The sequence below is a fragment of the Erythrobacter sp. genome (assembly GCF_011765465.1).
In the GTDB taxonomy this organism is placed as follows: Bacteria; Pseudomonadota; Alphaproteobacteria; order Sphingomonadales; family Sphingomonadaceae; genus Erythrobacter.
On record NZ_CP050265.1, the window covers coordinates 398867 to 416024 of the forward strand.

At 66.3% G+C, this 17158-nt stretch carries 20 protein-coding genes and 1 other RNA gene; 12 read left to right on the forward strand and 9 right to left on the reverse strand.

Translation table 11 applies throughout. The features are described 5' to 3' along the window. Positions 1 to 85: 85 nt before the first annotated feature. On the forward strand, positions 86 to 2713 hold the full coding sequence (locus G9473_RS01850; RefSeq protein ID WP_291135419.1) for a TonB-dependent receptor: 2628 nt from the start codon (positions 86 to 88) through the stop codon (positions 2711 to 2713). Positions 2714 to 2888: 175 nt separating this feature from the next. Continuing rightward, positions 2889 to 3761 (forward strand): glycerophosphoryl diester phosphodiesterase membrane domain-containing protein, encoded by an 873-nt coding sequence (locus tag G9473_RS01855; protein WP_291135421.1) that lies wholly within the window; start codon positions 2889 to 2891, stop codon positions 3759 to 3761. Positions 3762 to 3765: 4 nt separating this feature from the next. Here G9473_RS01855 and G9473_RS01860 read toward each other — a convergent pair whose 3' ends face one another. Together G9473_RS01860 and G9473_RS01865 are read right to left on the reverse strand one after the other, a co-directional pair. Beyond that, complete coding sequence (locus G9473_RS01860; RefSeq protein WP_291135423.1) at positions 3766 to 6300, reverse strand: FtsX-like permease family protein; 2535 nt, start codon at positions 6298 to 6300, stop codon at positions 3766 to 3768. Then, positions 6297 to 7007: an ABC transporter ATP-binding protein gene (locus G9473_RS01865; RefSeq protein WP_291135425.1), complete on the reverse strand. Its 711-nt coding sequence runs from the start codon at positions 7005 to 7007 to the stop codon at positions 6297 to 6299. The genes G9473_RS01860 and G9473_RS01865 overlap by 4 nt, the downstream gene beginning before the upstream one ends. Positions 7008 to 7063: 56 nt before the next feature. Here G9473_RS01865 and G9473_RS01870 point away from each other — a divergent pair, with 56 nt between their 5' ends. Beyond that, positions 7064 to 7804, forward strand: a complete 741-nt coding sequence (locus G9473_RS01870; protein WP_291135427.1) for an arylesterase — start codon at positions 7064 to 7066, stop codon at positions 7802 to 7804. Here the strand turns inward: G9473_RS01870 and recF are convergent. Beyond that, positions 7801 to 8901 (reverse strand): DNA replication/repair protein RecF, encoded by a 1101-nt coding sequence (gene recF, locus G9473_RS01875; RefSeq protein ID WP_291135429.1) that lies wholly within the window; start codon positions 8899 to 8901, stop codon positions 7801 to 7803. The two genes, G9473_RS01870 and recF, sit on opposite strands and share 4 nt — an antisense overlap. A 237-nt stretch (positions 8902 to 9138) precedes the next feature. Here recF and G9473_RS01880 point away from each other — a divergent pair, with 237 nt between their 5' ends. The 4 genes from G9473_RS01880 to G9473_RS01895 are packed head-to-tail and all read left to right on the forward strand — an operon-like array spanning position 9139 to position 9808. Next, complete coding sequence (locus G9473_RS01880) at positions 9139 to 9249, forward strand: enoyl-CoA hydratase (protein WP_291135431.1); 111 nt, start codon at positions 9139 to 9141, stop codon at positions 9247 to 9249. Positions 9250 to 9271: 22 nt separating this feature from the next. After that, positions 9272 to 9400: an enoyl-CoA hydratase gene (locus G9473_RS01885; RefSeq protein WP_291135433.1), complete on the forward strand. Its 129-nt coding sequence runs from the start codon at positions 9272 to 9274 to the stop codon at positions 9398 to 9400. Positions 9401 to 9455: 55 nt separating this feature from the next. Next, positions 9456 to 9602 (forward strand): hypothetical protein, encoded by a 147-nt coding sequence (locus G9473_RS01890; protein ID WP_291135435.1) that lies wholly within the window; start codon positions 9456 to 9458, stop codon positions 9600 to 9602. After that, positions 9599 to 9808 (forward strand): PspC domain-containing protein, encoded by a 210-nt coding sequence (locus G9473_RS01895; RefSeq protein WP_291135437.1) that lies wholly within the window; start codon positions 9599 to 9601, stop codon positions 9806 to 9808. The genes G9473_RS01890 and G9473_RS01895 overlap by 4 nt, the downstream gene beginning before the upstream one ends. Positions 9809 to 9922: 114 nt before the next feature. On the opposite strand, the gene G9473_RS01900 is transcribed toward G9473_RS01895, so the two are convergent. From G9473_RS01900 to G9473_RS01920, 5 genes are read right to left on the reverse strand one after another with little or no spacing between them, the layout of a single operon-like run. Then, the gene (locus G9473_RS01900; protein ID WP_291135439.1) at positions 9923 to 10705 is read right to left on the reverse strand and encodes an SDR family oxidoreductase; all 783 of its coding nucleotides are present in this window, start codon (positions 10703 to 10705) and stop codon (positions 9923 to 9925) included. Continuing rightward, positions 10702 to 11301, reverse strand: a complete 600-nt coding sequence (locus G9473_RS01905) for an NUDIX hydrolase (RefSeq protein ID WP_291135441.1) — start codon at positions 11299 to 11301, stop codon at positions 10702 to 10704. The genes G9473_RS01900 and G9473_RS01905 overlap by 4 nt, the downstream gene beginning before the upstream one ends. An 11-nt stretch (positions 11302 to 11312) precedes the next feature. After that, entirely contained in the window at positions 11313 to 11987 is a 675-nt protein-coding gene (locus G9473_RS01910; protein ID WP_291135443.1) for a hypothetical protein, read from the reverse strand. 2 nt (positions 11988 to 11989) lie between these two features. Further along, entirely contained in the window at positions 11990 to 12862 is an 873-nt protein-coding gene (locus G9473_RS01915; RefSeq protein ID WP_291135445.1) for a TPM domain-containing protein, read from the reverse strand. A gap of 8 nt (positions 12863 to 12870) precedes the next feature. Next, positions 12871 to 13473 (reverse strand): LemA family protein, encoded by a 603-nt coding sequence (locus G9473_RS01920; protein ID WP_291135447.1) that lies wholly within the window; start codon positions 13471 to 13473, stop codon positions 12871 to 12873. Between the two features lie 184 nt (positions 13474 to 13657). On the opposite strand from G9473_RS01920, the gene mscL reads away from it, so the two are divergent. The 5 genes from mscL to G9473_RS01945 all read left to right on the forward strand — a co-directional run bounded on the left by mscL (position 13658) and on the right by G9473_RS01945 (position 16830). Beyond that, a complete protein-coding gene (gene mscL, locus G9473_RS01925) occupies positions 13658 to 14098 on the forward strand; it encodes a large conductance mechanosensitive channel protein MscL (RefSeq protein WP_291135448.1) in 441 nt (146 codons plus the stop codon). Positions 14099 to 14101: 3 nt separating this feature from the next. Further along, positions 14102 to 14483: a transfer-messenger RNA gene (gene ssrA, locus G9473_RS01930) on the forward strand. 30 nt (positions 14484 to 14513) lie between these two features. Next, complete coding sequence (locus tag G9473_RS01935; protein WP_291135450.1) at positions 14514 to 15212, forward strand: hypothetical protein; 699 nt, start codon at positions 14514 to 14516, stop codon at positions 15210 to 15212. 143 nt (positions 15213 to 15355) lie between these two features. Then, positions 15356 to 15637, forward strand: coding sequence for a hypothetical protein (locus G9473_RS01940; RefSeq protein WP_291135452.1), 282 nt, complete (start codon positions 15356 to 15358; stop codon positions 15635 to 15637). A 320-nt stretch (positions 15638 to 15957) separates the two neighbouring features. After that, positions 15958 to 16830 (forward strand): hypothetical protein, encoded by an 873-nt coding sequence (locus G9473_RS01945; protein ID WP_291135454.1) that lies wholly within the window; start codon positions 15958 to 15960, stop codon positions 16828 to 16830. An 18-nt stretch (positions 16831 to 16848) separates the two neighbouring features. Here G9473_RS01945 and G9473_RS01950 read toward each other — a convergent pair whose 3' ends face one another. Beyond that, entirely contained in the window at positions 16849 to 17100 is a 252-nt protein-coding gene (locus tag G9473_RS01950; protein WP_291135456.1) for a hypothetical protein, read from the reverse strand. Between the last annotated feature and the right edge of the window lie 58 nt (positions 17101 to 17158).

Sequence of the window (17158 nt, forward strand, 5' to 3'; positions counted from 1 at the left end):
GGGGTCAGCCCGGCGGGGCGCGCGGTTTGGGACGCGCATCCCGGTTCTTTGCGGGCTCGAGAGGGTTCAAGAGAGAGGAACTTCCATGCGCTCCATCCTGTCCGGCATTGCCGGCTCGTATCGATTCACCCTGCTGGCAGGCGCCGCCGCCTTCGCCGTGACCGCGCCGGGCGTCGCCCACGCCCAGGACCTGCCCGATTCCGACGATGCCGACGAACTCGTGCTCGAGGACGACGTGCCGAGCGCGCCGGAATCGAACAACCAGATCATCGTCACCGCCTCCAAGCGCGAGCAGACGCTGCAGGAAGTGCCGATCTCGGTATCGGTCACCAGCGGCGAGACGCTTGAGCAGGCGCAGATCCGCGACGTGCTTGACCTGCAGACGGTCACGCCTTCGCTGCGGGTGAGCCAGCTGCAGACCTCGTCGGCGACCACTTTCATTATCCGCGGCTTCGGCAACGGCGACAACAATTTCGGGATCGAGCCTTCGGTCGGCGTGTTCATCGACGGCGTGTTCCGCTCGCGTTCGGCTGGCGCGCTGGGCGACCTCAACAACGTGCAGCGCATCGAGGTGCTGAACGGCCCGCAGTCGACCCTGTTCGGCAAGAATGCGAGCGCCGGCGTCATCTCGGTCGTCACGCGTGAACCGCAATACGAATTCGGCGGCATGGTCGAAGCCGTCTACGGCAATTTCAACCAGGTCTTCCTGCGCGGCGACATCACCGGGCCGATCACCGACAACATCGCCTTTTCGCTCGACGGCACCTACCAGCGCCGCGACGGCTTCGGCGAGATCGTCAATCTCAATGAAGAGATCAACAACCGCAACCGCTGGTCGACCCGCGGCCAGCTGCTGATCGAGCCGAGCCCGGATTTCAAGATCCGCGCGATTGCCGACTATGCCCGGATCGACGAGATCTGCTGCCAGACCGCGACGCTCGTCGCCGGCCCGACCGCGCCGGTGATCCAGGCGCTGGGCGGCCAGTTCTCGACCGATTTCTTCGCCTACGAGAATTTCCTCAATGTCGTCCCCGTGAACGAGAACGACAATTACGGCGGCTCGGTCCAGATGGACTACCAGGCCGGGCCCATTTCGATCACCTCGATCACGGCCTATCGCGAGCTGAAGAACTTCTTCAACCAGGACATCGACTTCACCAGCGCCGACATCGCGACCGAAACGCGCGACCAGGAAGTGCAGACCTTCACCCAGGAAATCCGCATCGCATCGGATTTCGACGGTCCGTTCAACTTCCTGCTCGGTGGGTTCTATTTCGATGAGACGATCGAGCAGATCTCCTCGGTCGAGAACGGCTCCGCCTTCCGCGGCTTCGGCGACCTGCTCGCGGGCGGTCCGGGCACGCTCAATTTTGTCGAGCAGCAGCTCGGCCTGCCGCAGAACTCGATCCTTTCGACCCCGCTGCTCACCTCGGAGAACTTCCGGATGGAGAATACCGCGTGGTCGATTTTCGGCACGTTCGACCTTGAACCGGTCGACGGGCTCGTCTTCACGGTCGGCTTCAACTACACCGACGACGAGAAGCAATTCGCGCTTTCGCAGCAGAGCTTCGACCCGCTGGCGCAGATCAACCTCGTCGATGCCGTGATCGTCGGCCAGATCGCGCAGGCGACCGCGACCCCTCCCGGCAATATCGGGCCGGCCGAGATCGCCGCTTTCCAGCAGGCCAACCCGCAGGCTTTCGCCGCGATCGCGGCGGCCGCCACCGACCCGGCGACCAACCCGCTGCTTCCGCTTGCCGCGTTGCAGTTCCAGCCGCCGTTCCTGTCGGTCCCTAACTCGGTCGAACCCGGGCGCACCAATGACGACGAGCTGACCTACCTGCTGCGCGCGAGCTACCAGATCTCGCCCGAGGTCAACGTCTATGCGAGCTATGCGACTGGCTTCAAGGCGAGCTCGGTCAACCTGTCGCGCGACAGCCGTCCGGTGCTCGGCGACTACATCCCGGGGCCGGGCCTTTCGACCATTCTCGCCCCGCCGTCGCCGATCCTCAACGCCGGGCTCGCGACGCCGAACCTGACGACGGGCTCGCGCTTCGCCGGGCCGGAAGAGGCGGAAGTCTACGAAATCGGGATGAAGGCGCAGTGGGAGGGCTTCGGCTTCAACCTCGCGCTGTTCGACCAGACGATCGAGGGCTTCCAGAGCTTCGCCTTCACCGGGCTCGGCTTCGCGCTCGCCAATGCGGGTGAGCAGTCGGTCAAGGGCTTTGAATTCGACGCCACGATCAACCCGGTCGACGGGCTGGTCCTGACTTTCGCGACGACCTATCTCGATGCGCTCTACGACGACTTCACCGGCAGCCCGCTGGGCGATCTCACCGGTCAGCGTCCGGGCGGCATCCCCGAATGGGCGATCGCGACTTCGGCGACCTACACCCACGAATTCGACAGCGGGTCGCGCATCATCACCCGCGTCGACTACAACCACGAGAGCAACCAGGACATCAACAACGGCCTGCCGACCTTCAACGCGCAGCGCGGCAATACGCAGATCTTCCGCCGCGAGGTGAACCTGGTGAACGCTTCCTCGACGCTTGCGCTCGAGAACGGGCTCGAAATCGGGGTCTTCGCGCGCAACCTGCTCGACGACGAATACATCCTGACCGTGTTCGACGGCGTCGCGCAGGCCGGGACCGTGTCGGGCTATCCGAGCCCGCCGCGCACCTATGGCGGGGTGGTTCGCTTCCGCTTCTGACCGGCTCTGCCGAGCGAGATGAGGGGGCCCCGCGCGGCGACGCGCGGGGCCCCTTTTCGTTGCGGCATCCGCGCCCCGTGTGCGCAGGGTGCTTGCCATCGGACGGGCATTGTGCAGACTTCGTGCTGTATCGGGGGCGGCGAAGAGCGTCGCCCGCGGAACAGGGGCGCCTTTCATGATCGATATTCGCCGGGTCTTTTCGACCACTTTCGCCATGCTCCGGCAGCGCGGCCTTATGCTTGTCGGGATGCTGGTCCTTTTCACCGTGGGGCAGATGATCCTTTCCACCGTGCTGGGCGGAGTTATGGGCGCGTCCATGGCGGGCGCGATATTCGCAGCCTCCGCGATCGAGGACCCGGCTTCGCTCCTTGGCGTGGGAGGAGGCGCGTTCGTGATCGTCGCGCTGCTATCCTACGTCCTTTTCCTGCTCGTCACGATCGCCCAGCAGGCGGCCATGACCGCGCTCGCGACCCCGCTGTCGCAGCCCGGTTTCGGGGACGCGCTGGGAGCCGGGTTCAAGTCGGCGCCGACCCTGCTGGCGACCGCCGTGCTCCTCACGGTTGCTGCGCTGGTCGCAGGCGTGGTCTGGATCGTCCTCGCGGCGATCCTTTCCCTGGCGGGCGATGCGGGTATCCTCGCCAATGTGCTCGCCGTGCTCATGGTGTTCCCGCTCGCGCTTTATCTCGCCTGCCGTCTCGCGGTGCTGGTGCCGGTCGTCGCGGTCGATGGCGAGCGCGGCCCGATCCGGGCGATCCGGCGCAGCTGGGCGATCACCGAGGGCAAGGTGCTGGGCATCCTCGTCGTCTTTCTCCTGGCGACGGTCATCATGATCGTCCTCGGCTTGGTCCCTTTTCTGCTGATCTTCGCCGGGGGAGCGATGGCAGGCAGCGATTCCGCGGTGGCCGGCGGCATCGGCGTCCTGCTGGGAAGTCTTCTGGTCCTGCCGGTGCTGGCATTGATCGGGATCGCGAGCGCGGCGCTTTCGGCTGCGCTTCACGCCGTTATCGGCGACAGCGCGCAGCAGGAAATCGAGGAAGCCTTCGCCTGATCGGCTAGAGTTCGCGCAGGGCGCGGGCCGGTTTTGCCCGCAGCAACGGCAGCGACCCGCCGAGCGCGAAGGCGAGGACCATGACGAGGCCGAGCCCCAGCACGCCCAGCACAGCCCCCCAGTCGGGCAGCCAGTCGAATTCGAACAGCTGCGTGATGACCACCCAGCCGAGCAGGCTGCCTAGCCCCAGCGCGACCAGCGCGAGCGCCGCGGCGATCAGGCCGTATTCTGCGAGCTGCATCATCAGGATCTGCCGCCGGCTCGCTCCCAATACGCGCAGCACCACCGTGTCATAAGTGCGCGAGGCGCGCGCCGCCGCGATCGCTCCCATCAGGACGGCGAGCCCTGCCAGCACCGCGACCGCCGCCGCAGCGAGCGTCGCCAGCCCCACCTGCCGCAGGATCGTGCGCGCCTCGCCCAGCAGCTCGCCGACCTCCACCACCGATGAGGAGGGAAACTGCCGCACCAGCGCGCGCAGCAGCTCGCCGCGCGCCTCGCGGTCCGCCCCGTCGGGCAAATCGATCGTCGCGGCGAGATTGTGCGGTGCGTCGCTGATCGCGTTGCGGCTGAAGACGAGGAGAAAGTTGAACCCCATGCTCTCCCAGTCGATTTCTCGCAGGTTGGCGATGCGGGCCGTGCGCTCCACGCCGAGGATGCCGATGGTGAGGTAGTCGCCGACCTCGAGATCGAGCGCGCGGGCGAATTCGGCGTCGATCGAGACCAGCGGTTCGCCCTGGTGGAAAGGGCTCCACCACTCGCCCTCGACCACGCGGTTGCCCTGCGGGATGCTGTCGGAATAGGTCAGCCCGCGTTCGCCGCGCAGGCCCCAAGCGCCCTCGGGCAGTTCCTCGAGTTCTGCGACGCGCACCATGTCGCCTTCCGGCCCGTAGGCGAGCACCGCGCCGCGCAGGGTGGGGACGGTGCGGATTCCGGCATCGGGAAAGCGCTCCTGCACGAGGTCGAAGAAGCGGGCCTCTTTCGCCGGCGGCACGTCGAGCACGAAATAGTCCGGCGCCTCGCGCGGCACGCGGCTGTCGATATTGCCCTCGATCGCGCTCTGGATCGCGGCGAGTAGCACGAAAGCGGCAAGCCCGAAGCCGAGCGCCGTGACCAGCGCTCCGGTCGGCGCTCCGGGGCGGTGGATATTGGCGAGCGCGCTTCTGAGGATCGGGTTGGCGGGGCGCGGCAGGCGGCGCGCGACGGCGGCGATCAGCCAGCCCAGCCCGGCAAGCAGCGCCAGCGCCACGCCGGCCCCGGCCAGGAACCCGCCCGAAAGCAGCGGCTCGGCGGTCGTGAGCAGGGCGAGCGCGCAGATCGCCGCAAGCCCCGCCGCCGTGACCGCGAGCGCCCGCCGGTCGCGCGAAAGCGGCACGATGCGCGAGCGCATCAGCGCCATCGCCGGGAAACTGCGCGCCCTCAGCAGCGGCGCGGCGGCGAAGGCAAAGGCGACCAGCATCCCGTAGGAGCCCGCCAGCAGCAGCGGCGCGGGCTCGATGATGAAGCCGCTTTCGACCGGCAGCAGCCCCTCGAGCGCGCGGGCGAGCAGGGGCGTTACCAGCACGCCGACCGCCAGCCCGGCAAGGCTCCCCACCAGCGCCGCGACCGCGACCTGCAGCGCATAGATCCGCACGATGTCGCGCGAGGATGCGCCGAGCACCTTGAGCGTGGCGATGCTGGTGCGGCGCTGGTCGAGATAGGAGGAAACCCCGCCCGCGATCCCGATCCCGGCGATCACCAGCGCGGCAAGGCCGACGAGCGTCAGGAAATCGCTCATCTGCGCCACGAAGCGGTCCGCGCCGGGCGAGGCGCGGTCGCGTGTGCGGAAATCGAATCCGGCATTGGGAAAGGCCGCTGTCAGTTCCTCTTCGACCGCTTCCGGATCGCGGCTCTCGTCGGCGAAGGCGAGCCGGTACTTGCTCTGGTAAAGCGCGCCCGGTTGCAGCAGCCCTGCACGGCGCGGAACGTCCTCGGCCACGATCACCGTCGGGCCGAGCTGGAAGCCTTCGGAGAGCCGGTCGGGCTCATCCTCGATCACGCCCGCCGCGGTCAGGCCGGCCGTCCCGATGGTGAAGCTGTCGCCCACCGCGATGTCGAGCCGGTCCATCGCACCCTGCGCGAGCCATGCCTCGTCGCCTGTCGGCGCGCCCGTCTCGCGCCCGTCGGCCAGCGTCAGCGTGCCGTAGAGCGGCCAGCGCTCGTCCACGGCCTTCAGTTCGACTGGCGCGGCATTCTCGCCCGCACTCGCCATGGCCTGCAGGCGCGTCCCGCCCGAGATCGTGCCGTATTCCGACAGCGCCGCCTTTTCCTCTTCGGAGAGGTCGCGCTGCCACACCTCGACCTCGAGATCGCCGCCCAGGAGTTCCTGCCCGCTCGATGCGAGTTCACGCTCGATCGCAGCGGTCAGGGTTCCGATGGCGGCCAGCGCGGCGGTGCCGAGGAAAATGCATACGAGCAGCAGGCGCAGCCCCTTGAAACGGGCATTGAGATCGCGCCGGGCGATCCGCCACGCCGCACCCCAGCCGAGCCCCGCCTCGCTCACGCGGCCTCGCCCTTGGCGGCGGTCTTCGTGTCGGAGACGATCACCCCGTCGGCCATGGTCAGCACCCGCTCACAGCGCTTCGCCAGCGCCTCGTCATGGGTGATGATGAGCAGCGTCGCCCCGGTTTCCGCGCGGCGGGCGAAGAGGAGGTCGACGATTTCCTCACCCGTCGCGACGTCGAGATTCCCGGTCGGCTCGTCGGCGAAGATCAGTTCGGGGCGAGGCGCGATGGCGCGGGCGATGGCGACGCGCTGCTGCTCGCCGCCCGAAAGCTGGGTCGGGTAATGGCCGGTCCGGTGGCCGAGCCCGACCGCCTCGAGTTCGGCCACGGCGCGCTTGCGCGCGTCGTCGGCGCCGGCGAGTTCCATCGGGGTGGCGACGTTCTCGGCGGCGGTCATGGTCGGCAGGAGGTGGAATGCCTGCAGCACGATCCCGATCCGCCCCCGCCGCGCGGCGGCAAGGCCGTCCTCGTCGAGCTTGGTGAAATCCGCCCCCGCCACCGTCAGGCTCCCGCCGCTTGCGCGTTCGAGGCCCGACAGGACGGCCATCAGCGAGCTCTTCCCCGAACCCGACGGGCCGAGCAGCGCGACCACCTCGCCGCGCGCGATGTCGAGATCGATGCCGCGCAGGATCTCGACCGGCTTGCGGTCGGAACCGAGGGTCAGGGTGAGATTGCGGGCGGTGAGGGCGAGGGAAGGGCTTGTCACGCGGGCTCGATGGCATAGGTGGGAGGGGCACACAAGATACGCGAGGAAGAGCGGAAATGATGCTTCGGGGCGGAATTTCGAGGATTGCGGGCGCTAGCCTGCTGGCGCTTGCCCTTGCGGCGTGCGGCGGGGAGGCGGCCGAGGACACGGCGGTCCCGCCCGCCTCCGGCGCCGCGCGCACGCCCGGTGCCGAGGCCCCGCCGCCGATCCCCGTCATGGGGCCGGAACGCCGCATCCTCGCCTTCGGAGACAGCCTCTTTGCGGGCTACGGGCTCGATGAAGGCGAAAGCTATCCCGCCCGGCTCGAAATGGCCTTGCGCGCGAAGGGCGTGAACGCGCGGATCGCCAATGCGGGCGTTTCGGGAGACACGACCGCCGCCGGACGCCAGCGGCTCGCCTTCACGCTCGACGCGCAGGAGGAGAAGCCCGACCTGTTCATTCTCGAACTCGGCGGCAATGATATGCTGCGCGGTCTCTCGCCGGCGGAGACGCGGGCCAATCTCGCCGCGATGCTCGAAGAATTGAAGGCGCGCGATATTCCCGTCCTGCTAATGGGGATGCGCGCGCCGCCCAATTACGGACCCGAATACCAGCGCGATTTCGATGCGATCTATGCCGACCTCGCGCAGGAATACGGCGCGCAGCTGGTGCCGTTCTGGCTCGAATCGATTTACGAGAATCCCAATCTCTTCCAGGCCGACCGCATCCATCCGACCGAGGAGGGGATCGAGCAACTGGTCGAGGCGACGCTGGCCGATGTGCGCGAGGCGCTGCCCGAAGAGGAAAACGAGGGCTAAAGCGCTTCCACCGCGCCGCCCGCGACCTTCCAGACCGCCGCCTCGCTGGCGATCTCGCTGAATGGGGCAAGTTCGGTTCCCGTCATCCAGACCTGTGCGCGTCCTGCGGCGAGCCGCCGGAACAACTCTGCACGGCGAACCGGGTCGAGGTGGGCGGCAACCTCGTCGAGCAGCAGGACGCTCGGCCGGCCCGATGCGGCGAGCGTGCCGTGGGCGAGGGTGATCGCGATCAGCATCGCCTTCTGCTCGCCGGTCGAACACGTCGCTGCGGGCTGGCCCGCCGAGCCGTCGGCGCGCATCATCGCCACGTCCAGTTCGTCGCGGTGCGGGCCCGTCAGCGCGCGCCCGGCGGCGCGGTCGCGCGGGCGCTCGCGGGCCAGGCTCTCCGCGAGCTCATCGCGCGAGGTCGGGCCGCCGGGGCGATAGGTGAGGATCGGCCGGGCGAAGGGTTCCGGGGGAAGGGCGGACAGCTCCTCTGACAAGAGCTCCACCAGCCGCGCGCGCGTCGCGACGACCTGCGCGCCGGCTTCGGCCAATTGCGCCTCGACCGCATCGAGCCAGCGCGGCTCGCGCCCTTCCTCAAGGAGGCGGTTGCGTTCGCGCAGCGCGCTCTCGAGCTGGTTCACCGCCCTTGCATGGGCGGGTTCGATCGCGAGCGCCATGCGGTCGACGAAGCGTCGCCGCGCGCCCGCGCTGTCGGTGAACAGGCCGTCCATCGCCGGGGTGAGCCAGCTTACCGCGTGCCATTCGGACAGCGCCGAGGCGCTCGTCTCGGCCCCGTTGATCCGCACCAGCCGGCGGTTGGGGCGCGCGTCCTCGGTGTAGGTGCCGAGACGCGCCGATACCTGCCCCTGCTCGACGAGGCTCGCGCCGATGGCGAAGGGGCGGGGCGCATCGGCGGGCTTCTCGCGCCGGGCGAGTTCGGACAGGGGCGCGCGCCTGAGGCCACGGCCGGGGGCGAACAGCGAGATCGCCTCGAGCACGTTCGTCTTGCCCGCCCCGTTGGCGCCCACCAGCAGGTTGAAATGCGCGGTTTCGCCGAGCTCGCTGAGGGCGTGGTTGCGGAACTGCTGGAGGGTGATTTTCGCGAGCGGCATGGGTGTTACGCGGCGCTTAGCATGGCCCTCGCCAAAGGCCATAGTGATCGGCGCGGCAAGGCGATCCCAAGAGGTGGGAAAATTTCCCAACCTTTCGTTTAGCTGAACGGGGCTTTCAGGGAGCCGGGGGCGGAAAGTCCCGGATTTCCGCCATTCTCCGAGTTTGGCACACCTCCTGCAGAGTATCGGATGTCCCAAGCGGGACGAACCGAAACAACCCAAACAGGAGACCAGACCATGTTCGCCGATACTTATGACCGCTTCGCCGCCGCCGCCTTCTCGATTTTCGCGACGGCCGCCTTCCTCGCTTACGCGATCGTGCCCGCCAGCCCCTCGCTGATGGCCTGATCGCGGACCGCCAAAATCCCCGATGACGAAAGATACCCCCATGTTTCGCAGCAATCTCGCCAACCAGCTCGCCGCAGCCGCTTTTTCGGTGATCCTGTCGGCCTCGTTCCTCGCTTACGCGATCGTCCCGGCCAGCCCCGGCCTCGCCTGATCGCGGCGAAGCTTGAAACGCCCCGCAACCCGCCAGCATAAGGAAACAAGACGCAATGTATTCGTTCTTCGACCAGGCCGGACAGCGCACCCAGCGCGTGCTCGCAGCCGCCGAGTCGCTGATCATCACCGTGGTCCTGATGATCGCGGCGATAGTGCCCGCCAGCCCGTCTCACTCTCTCGTTACAGGAGTCCTCGCATGAACAAGATCACCCGCAACAACGGCGGAGGCCAGCCGGGCTTCCACCTCGACAAGCGCAATGCCAAGCTCGCCGGCGTCTGCGGCGGAATTGCCGAATATGCCAATGTCGATGTCACGCTCGTGCGTATCGCCTTCGTGATCGGCGCCTTCGTCAGCTTCGGCACGGCCGCGCTGGTCTACCTTGCGATCGCGCTGATCGCCGACTGACCTCGCGGCATGAAAAGCGGCTCCCGGTTTTCATAACCCGTTCTTTTCGGGGGAGCCGCGAGGTTCAGACATTCGAACGAAACCGGGAGGGGCCATTTCGGCCCCTCTCTTTTTTCACATCGCGGAAATGCCGCCGTCGAGCTTGATCTCGGCCCCGGTCATGAAGCGGCTTTCGTCGCTGGCGAGATAGACCACGGCATTGGCGATGTCGTTCGGCTCGCCCACGAACTTCAATGGGATCTGCCGGGCGAGCTTTTCCATCAGCACGTCCTTGTCGAGCGCGTGGGCTTTTGCGGTCCCGTCGAGGATCGGCGTGTCGACGAAGGTCGGGTGGACCGAATTGCAGCGGATGCCCATCTGCTTCTTGGCGCAGTGGAGCGCGATCGACTTCGACAGCATCCACACCGCCGCCTTGGTCGAATTGTAGGCCGGCATCGTGTCGCTCGCGATCAGGCCGGCTATCGAAGAGATGTTGATGATCGAGCCCGGCGCGTGTTCGCGCATCAGCGGCAGGGCCTTCTGGCAGCCGTGAAAGATCGAATCGACATTGACCGAATAGCACCGCTTCCAGTCCTCGAAGGTGCAGGTCTCGATGTTGCCGCCGACGCCGATCCCGGCATTGTTGACCAGCACGTTGAGCCCGCCCAGGTGCTCGCGCGCAGCGTCGATGGCGGCATCCCACTGGGCCGGGTCGGTCACGTCGTGGGCGATGCCGAAAGCGGTCCCTTCGCCCATTTCGGCGTTGATGATTGCGGCGGTCTCCTGTGCCCCCGCGCCGTTGATGTCGGTCGCGAGCACCCGCGCGCCTTCCTGCGCCAGGCGGATGCAATGCGCCCGGCCAAGGCCCTGCGCCCCGCCGGTGACCAGGGCCAGCTTGCCCTCGCAGCGTTTCGTCATGTCAGTTTCTCTCCCAGAAATCCCGGTGTCATCAGCATCGCGATGCGCACGTCGACCGCATGGCCGGCTTCGCGCCATTTCGCAACGTAATCGGCAAGCCCCGCGAGCGGCACGCGGTGGACGGTGATGCTTTCCTCGGACACGCCGCCGCCCTCGTGGACTTTCGTAAGCTCGGTCGCGCGCAGCAGCGTGAAGGCTTCGGAGACCATGCCCGGAGAGGAATAGAATTCGCCCAGCACCTCCAGCCTGCCCGCGCGGTAACCCGTTTCCTCTTCCAGTTCGCGCGCGGCGGCCTCGCGCGCGCCTTCATCCTCGCTGCCCGCATCGTCGCCGACGAGGCCGGCGGGGATCTCGAGGCAGAAGCGCGACAAGGGCACGCGGTACTGGCTGACGAGGATGACGTGGCGTGAGCCGTCCGCGTCCTCGTCGAGCGCAAGGATCGCGGCGGCGCGGATTCCGCGGGCGCGACCGACATATTCCCAGCGCCCCCGGGTCTTGGCGGTGATGAAGCGGCCCTCCCAGCGGACTTCTTCCGGCAGGTCGGCGTCCTTGTCGCGTTCGAAAGCGGCGAATCCGTCTTGCGTGATGTCCGTCATGCGGACCGGGCCTAGACTTCGATCAGCCGGTCGGGAAGCTCGTTTTCATCGTCCTCGGCGCGCGGGAAGTGCTGGGCGAGGACGAAGCCGACATCGCGCACGCCCACCGCGAGGCCCTCGGCGATGCGGCCGGCGGCGATGTGCCGCAGCATATCGCCCATCGCTTCGCCCCATACTTCGGCCTCGACCTTTTCCGCGATCGGGCGGTCGGCGACGATTTCGGCGCGGTGCTCGCTCATGGAGAGGTAGATGAGAACGCCCGTGCGGCCATGGGTGCGACCCTCGGCGCCGACCTTGAACTGGCGCTGTGCCATGGCGTGGACGCGCGCGGTTCGAACCGGGCCGGGGACGAGCAGCCACTTGACCGGCTCGATCATCTGCACCGCCCAGGCGAGCGCGAAGGCGATGAGGCCGAGCCCGATGGTCATGCTGGCGAGCTCTCCGGGGGTCCATTCATGGCTCCATCCCCCGATCAGGCCGTCCCACAGGTCGAGGAAGGGCTGGGGAAAAGCCGCGAACAGGCTCATCGCGGTGAAGGCCGCGCCCGCGGCCCAGAGCAGCGCGATATCGGCGTAGTCGTCCGAGCGATCGGCGAGGACCGTCACGATCTCGCCCGAGGTCTGCATCTCGGCCTCGGCGACCGCATCGCTGACGAGCTTGTGGCCCGCTTCGTCGAGATAGGCCATTTCTACCACCCCCCGGAGGCGCCGCCGCCTCCGAATGAACCGCCGCCGCCAGAGAAGCCGCCGCCCCCTCCGAAGCCCCCGCCGCCAAAGCCGCCTCCGCGACCGCCGCCCAAGGCGCCGCGGGCGATGGCCGTGCCGACTTCCCACAGGATGATGTCGCGCGCGGTGCGGCCCCAGCCGCCGCCATAATCGTCATCATCGTCGTCCCGGTCGCCCCACGGCCCCTTGCCGCGCGCGCGATACTTGCGCCGCCTGCCGGACCGGATGATGGGGAGAACGAAGAAGATGAACATGAAGACGAGCCAGACCAGCATCCCGACGGGGAAGCCGCCGTCCTTCTCGCGCGCTTCGCCTGCCTCCTTCGCGATCCGCGCTGCCTCGTCGGGGGGCAGCTTCAGGACCTCGATAATCGCATCGGTCCCGGCGACGATTCCGCCGGCATAGTCTCCATCGCGGAAGGCCGGGACGATCTGGTTCTCGATGATGAGCTTGGAGACGGCATCGGTCAGCCAGCCTTCGACCCCGTATCCGCTGGCGATATGGACCCGCCGCTCGGTCGGCGCGACGAGCAGCAGCGCCCCGTCATTGCGCTCGGCATCGCCAAGCCCCCATTCGCGGCCCAGCCGGTAGGCGTAATCGGCGATCTCGTAGCCCTGTAGGTCGGAAACCGTCGCGACGACGAGCTGGCGCTGGGATTGCGCCTCGAGCGCGGCGAGCTTCTGCGTGAGCTGGGCTTCGACATCGGGCGGGATGATCCCCGCCTGATCGACCACGCGGCCGGTCAGAGGCGGGAAATCCTGCGCGGCGAGGGGCGCGGCGAGGAGCGCAAACAGCGCTCCCGCCAGCGCAAGGAACAGGGACTTTATGCGCGGCACGCCGAGGTTCAATTGCTCGTCATGTCGATTTCAGGAGCGACCTCGGCGCCTTCGGTCACGGCCGAATAGGGCACCATCGGCTCGGCGCCGTGGATGATGTTCGCGCCGATCGTGTCCGGGAAGGTGCGGATCGTCGTGTTGTACTGGCGCACCGCCTCGTTGTAGTCGCGGATCGCCACGGCGATGCGGTTTTCGGTGCCTTCGAGCTGGCTCTGCAGCGCGATGTAGTTCTGGTTCGACTGGATCTGCGGATAAGCTTCGAAACTGGCGAGCAGGCGGCCGAGACCCTGTCCGAGCTGGCCCTGCGCGGCGGCGAAGCTCTCCATCTTGGCAGGGTCGTTGAGATCCTCCGCGCTCACGTTGATGCTGGTCGCCCGCGCGCGCGCTTCGGTCACTTCGGTGAGGATGGCGCGTTCGTTCTCGGCCGCGCCTTGCGCGACTTCGACGAGGTTGGGAATGAGATTGGCCCGGCGCTGGAACTGCGCCTCGACATCGGCCCACTTGGCCTTGGCGGTTTCCTCGGCGGCGGGGACCGAGTTGATCCCGCAGGCGGCGAGGCTGAACGCCGCCATGGCGGCGAAAGCGCCGCGGAAAAGCGTCTTGAACGTCATCGAAATCCCTCCGAATGGCGCGCCGACAAAGGAGCGCGGCGCGCAGCAAGTTCCTGTATTGTCGATATAGCACACCCCATTCGCCTTTCAAGCGGGGGAAGGGTGGGCAAAGGCGCTTGGCAGGAAGTCGGCGTAGCGGCAAAGACAGGTTCGTGCACGGGCAGGAAAAGGGGAAAAGGCCGCCATGCTTTCGGAATTTCGCGAATTCATTGCCAAGGGCAATGTTATGCAGCTCGCCGTCGCCGTGATCATCGGCGGGGCTTTCGCGGTGATCGTGAAATCGCTCACCGACGAGATCATCATGCCGGTCGTCGGCGCGATTTTCGGCGGGGCGGATTTCTCGCAGTATTTCTGGCTGCTCTCCGTGCCGGATGGCTACGAAGGCTCGATGACCGATTACGCCGCGCTCAAGGAAGCCGGTGCGGCGATGATCGGCTATGGCGCCTTCGTCACGGCAGTCATCAATTTCGTCATCCTCGCCCTCATCATCTTCCTGCTGGTGCGCTACACCAACCGGGTGATCGAGCGTTTCGAGAAAGAGGAAGAGGTGACTCCCCCGGAAGAAGCGGCAGGCCCGAGCGAAATCGAGCTTCTGACCGAGATCCGCGACGCGCTGAAAAAGTGAGATACACTTCACATTAATCGCAAACCGCCTATATGGAGCGCGTCGGAGCAATCCGACTATGACGATAAAGTGCAGCGTGCAATAGGCACAACGGACCCGGGGGCAGTACCCGGCGGCTCCACCATAAATTCCTGTTTCGGCAGGGATTTCTGACGGGGCCGAACCAGGATCGACGTGGGCTGAAAAGCGTTGTTTTCGTCCGGGCTGAGTAACCCGTTAAAGGCTCAAATCCATAAGTGCCAACGACAACGAAGCACTCGCTCTCGCTGCGTAATTTTATGGCCTAGCGGCCTGAATTTACAAAGCTAAAGCGCGGTTGGACCCACCGGGCAACAGAAGCGGATTCCGGGGGCCCGGGGGTGCCTAGCAACAGAAATCCCCCACCCTTCCTTTCATCTCCCGCGGGGAGGGTGGCGTGTTCCGGATGTTCCTTTTGTGCTGCGGCCTTGCTGCGGCCTGTTCGTACTCCGCCCCTATTCTCGCCGAAACCCGCGAATCCTATCTCGCACGGCTGCGCGACGTCTGCGCGCCCGGCTGCCTGCCGCCGCGCGAGGCGCTGAGGAATGCGCGCAAGCGGCCCGCGAGCGAGAAGGACGACATCGCCGCGATCCTCGACATCCGCGCCGTCAGCCGGGATGGCGACACTTTCCGTCTCCACACCGAGGAGAAGGCGGAAGCCGACTATTTCGACCTCCAGCAATTCGATTTCGGGATGCCGGAATTCCGCAGCCGCCCGCTGACCAGCGTCAACGATATCACGGTCGAATTCGGAATTCCGACGCTTGCCGCGCTGCTGAAGCTTCCCGTCTCAGGCGATGAGGATTATCCGGATAGGGACGATGCGGATTCCGACATCCTCGTCGAAGGCGAACGCGGTGAGCGCGCCGCTCGCCCCACTTTGAGCGGGCTGCGCGCGCTGCTGCGCGGTCGCCGGATCGCGGTGCGCGGCCGGCCCGTCCTGGTCCCCGCCCTGGTCGGCGCGCGGCGCGATTTCCGGCGCAAACGTTTGACCATCGAGCTGTCGAATGCCGACGACCTCGTGATCCTGCCGCTCTACGACGAGAACGGCGAACCGATCCTCGACGGTCCGCTCGAAGGGCTTGCCCGGCCCTGATCCGGGCGCTTTCGCGTCTTCGCCCGCCGGGTGCGCCCACTTTCTCGAAACTTCGCTTCGGCGCGTCCGTTGGTGGCGTGCGAGCCGCCGTGCAGATCCCGCAAGAGGACACGCGTGGGGCGGCGCAATGGAGGAGACACGAAATGAAACGACTGATGATCACGATGACAGCCCTTCCCGCGCTTGCGATGGTGACCGCCTGCGGGCCGGATTCCCCGCGCGAGGAACTCGGCGATCGCATGGAAGAACAGGCCGATGCGATCGAGGATGTCGGCAACGAACGCGCGGAAATGCTCGAGGAGCGGGCCGACGAAGCCGCCACCGATGCGCGCGAGGATATGCTGAACGAGCGTGCCGAGGAAATCGACGATATCGGCGACGAAGCAGCCGACGAGATCAACGACGTCGCGGACGAACTCGAGTAAGGCCGAGCGGACCTTTTCGGCAGCCCGGCTGTCCAAGGAAAAAGGGCATCTCGCTCATTAGCGGGATGCCCTTTTTATTTTGTGTCGGGTGGCACCATTCGAGGATTCGGCGAACGGAGAGTTTCGTCCGAATATGGGTGATAAGTTCTTTCGCAATCGATGACGATTCTGAAAGGAAACAAATCGAAGGAAAGGCGTTTTAAATTCTGTAAAGCCTTTTTGGGGTGAGATTTAAATAATGTGAAAAAAATGCCATTCAGACATCCAAAAGTGAAAAATCGTTTCCGCACTCGTCGATCGGGTCGGAGCTGAAGCTGGCTGTGTGGCGCAATCCTGTCGCCGCCATTCTCGCGGCCCTTGCGTGCTTCTGCGCCCCCGGTGCCGTCGCGCAAACCGCTTCGTCCCCCGAAACAGTCGATGTCTGGGTCGAGAAATGGGATCCGGAAACAGGGCGCTGGATAAAGGTGGAAGCCTCGGAGCGCGAAGGGAATGATTCACCGGATTACGACTTGCGACCGCAGCGGCACGATGACCGGCTTCGCGGCAATGCCGAGCACCCCTCGTCGTCGCGGTTTGAAAACGCGGGTTGGTCCCGTCAGAAGGATCGGCACGGCCCGGCGCGTGGGCAAGATGCGGTACGATATGGCCCTTTCCTTGTGACAGGCCCTCGCAGCGCCTTGCTCGACGGGACGACAGATCGTCGCAGTCTGGCTCACTTCGATGCGATGATGCGCGAATTTCCGCAGCTCGAAGTGATCCGCATGATCGACGCGCCCGGAACGGTAAACGATGTCGCCAATCTCGAACTCGGCAGGCGCATCCGGCGGGCTGGGCTGAAGACCACCGTACCTCCCGGCGGTTCGGTGCGATCGGGAGCAATCGAGCTTTTCCTCGCAGGCCAGCCGCGCTCGATTTCGCCGGACACGCGCTTTGCCGTGCACGCCTGGCGCGATGCTGCGGGACGCCGGCCGTCGGACTATGGTCCGGGGTCGCGCGTTCACAGGATGTATATCGATTATTACAAAGACATGGGCATGAGCGAAAAGCGCGCTCGCAATTTCTATGCGATGACGAACTCGGTGCCCCACCGCTCCCCGCGATGGCTCAACGGCAGCGAAATGCGTTCCTGGATACGAAGGCCGGAGCAAACCTCCGCAGCGGCCCCGATGCGCCGCGAGCGAGGCGGATCCTGACCGCTTTGCGCGGCGGTCTCATTCGCATCGACTGGCCGGCAAGGAACCCTCTTCGATCTGACGCTCGAGCCGAAGGCAATCGAGGATCTTGGCCCCGCCCAGGAACACCGCGCCGCTCGTCGCAAGGAACAGGAGCTGGCCGAAAATGCCGGGATATTCCTCGAGATAGGCCGTGCCGCGGGTCATCGCGCCAAGCGCGAGCGCGTAGATGATCAGGAAGGCCTCGAACCTGTTCTTGATAACGAACAGCCTTCCGATCTTCTTGAGCATTGTTTCTCCCTTCCGTTAACCTCTGGTCCTGCAAGTCCCATGCCATCAACGTAGGGGC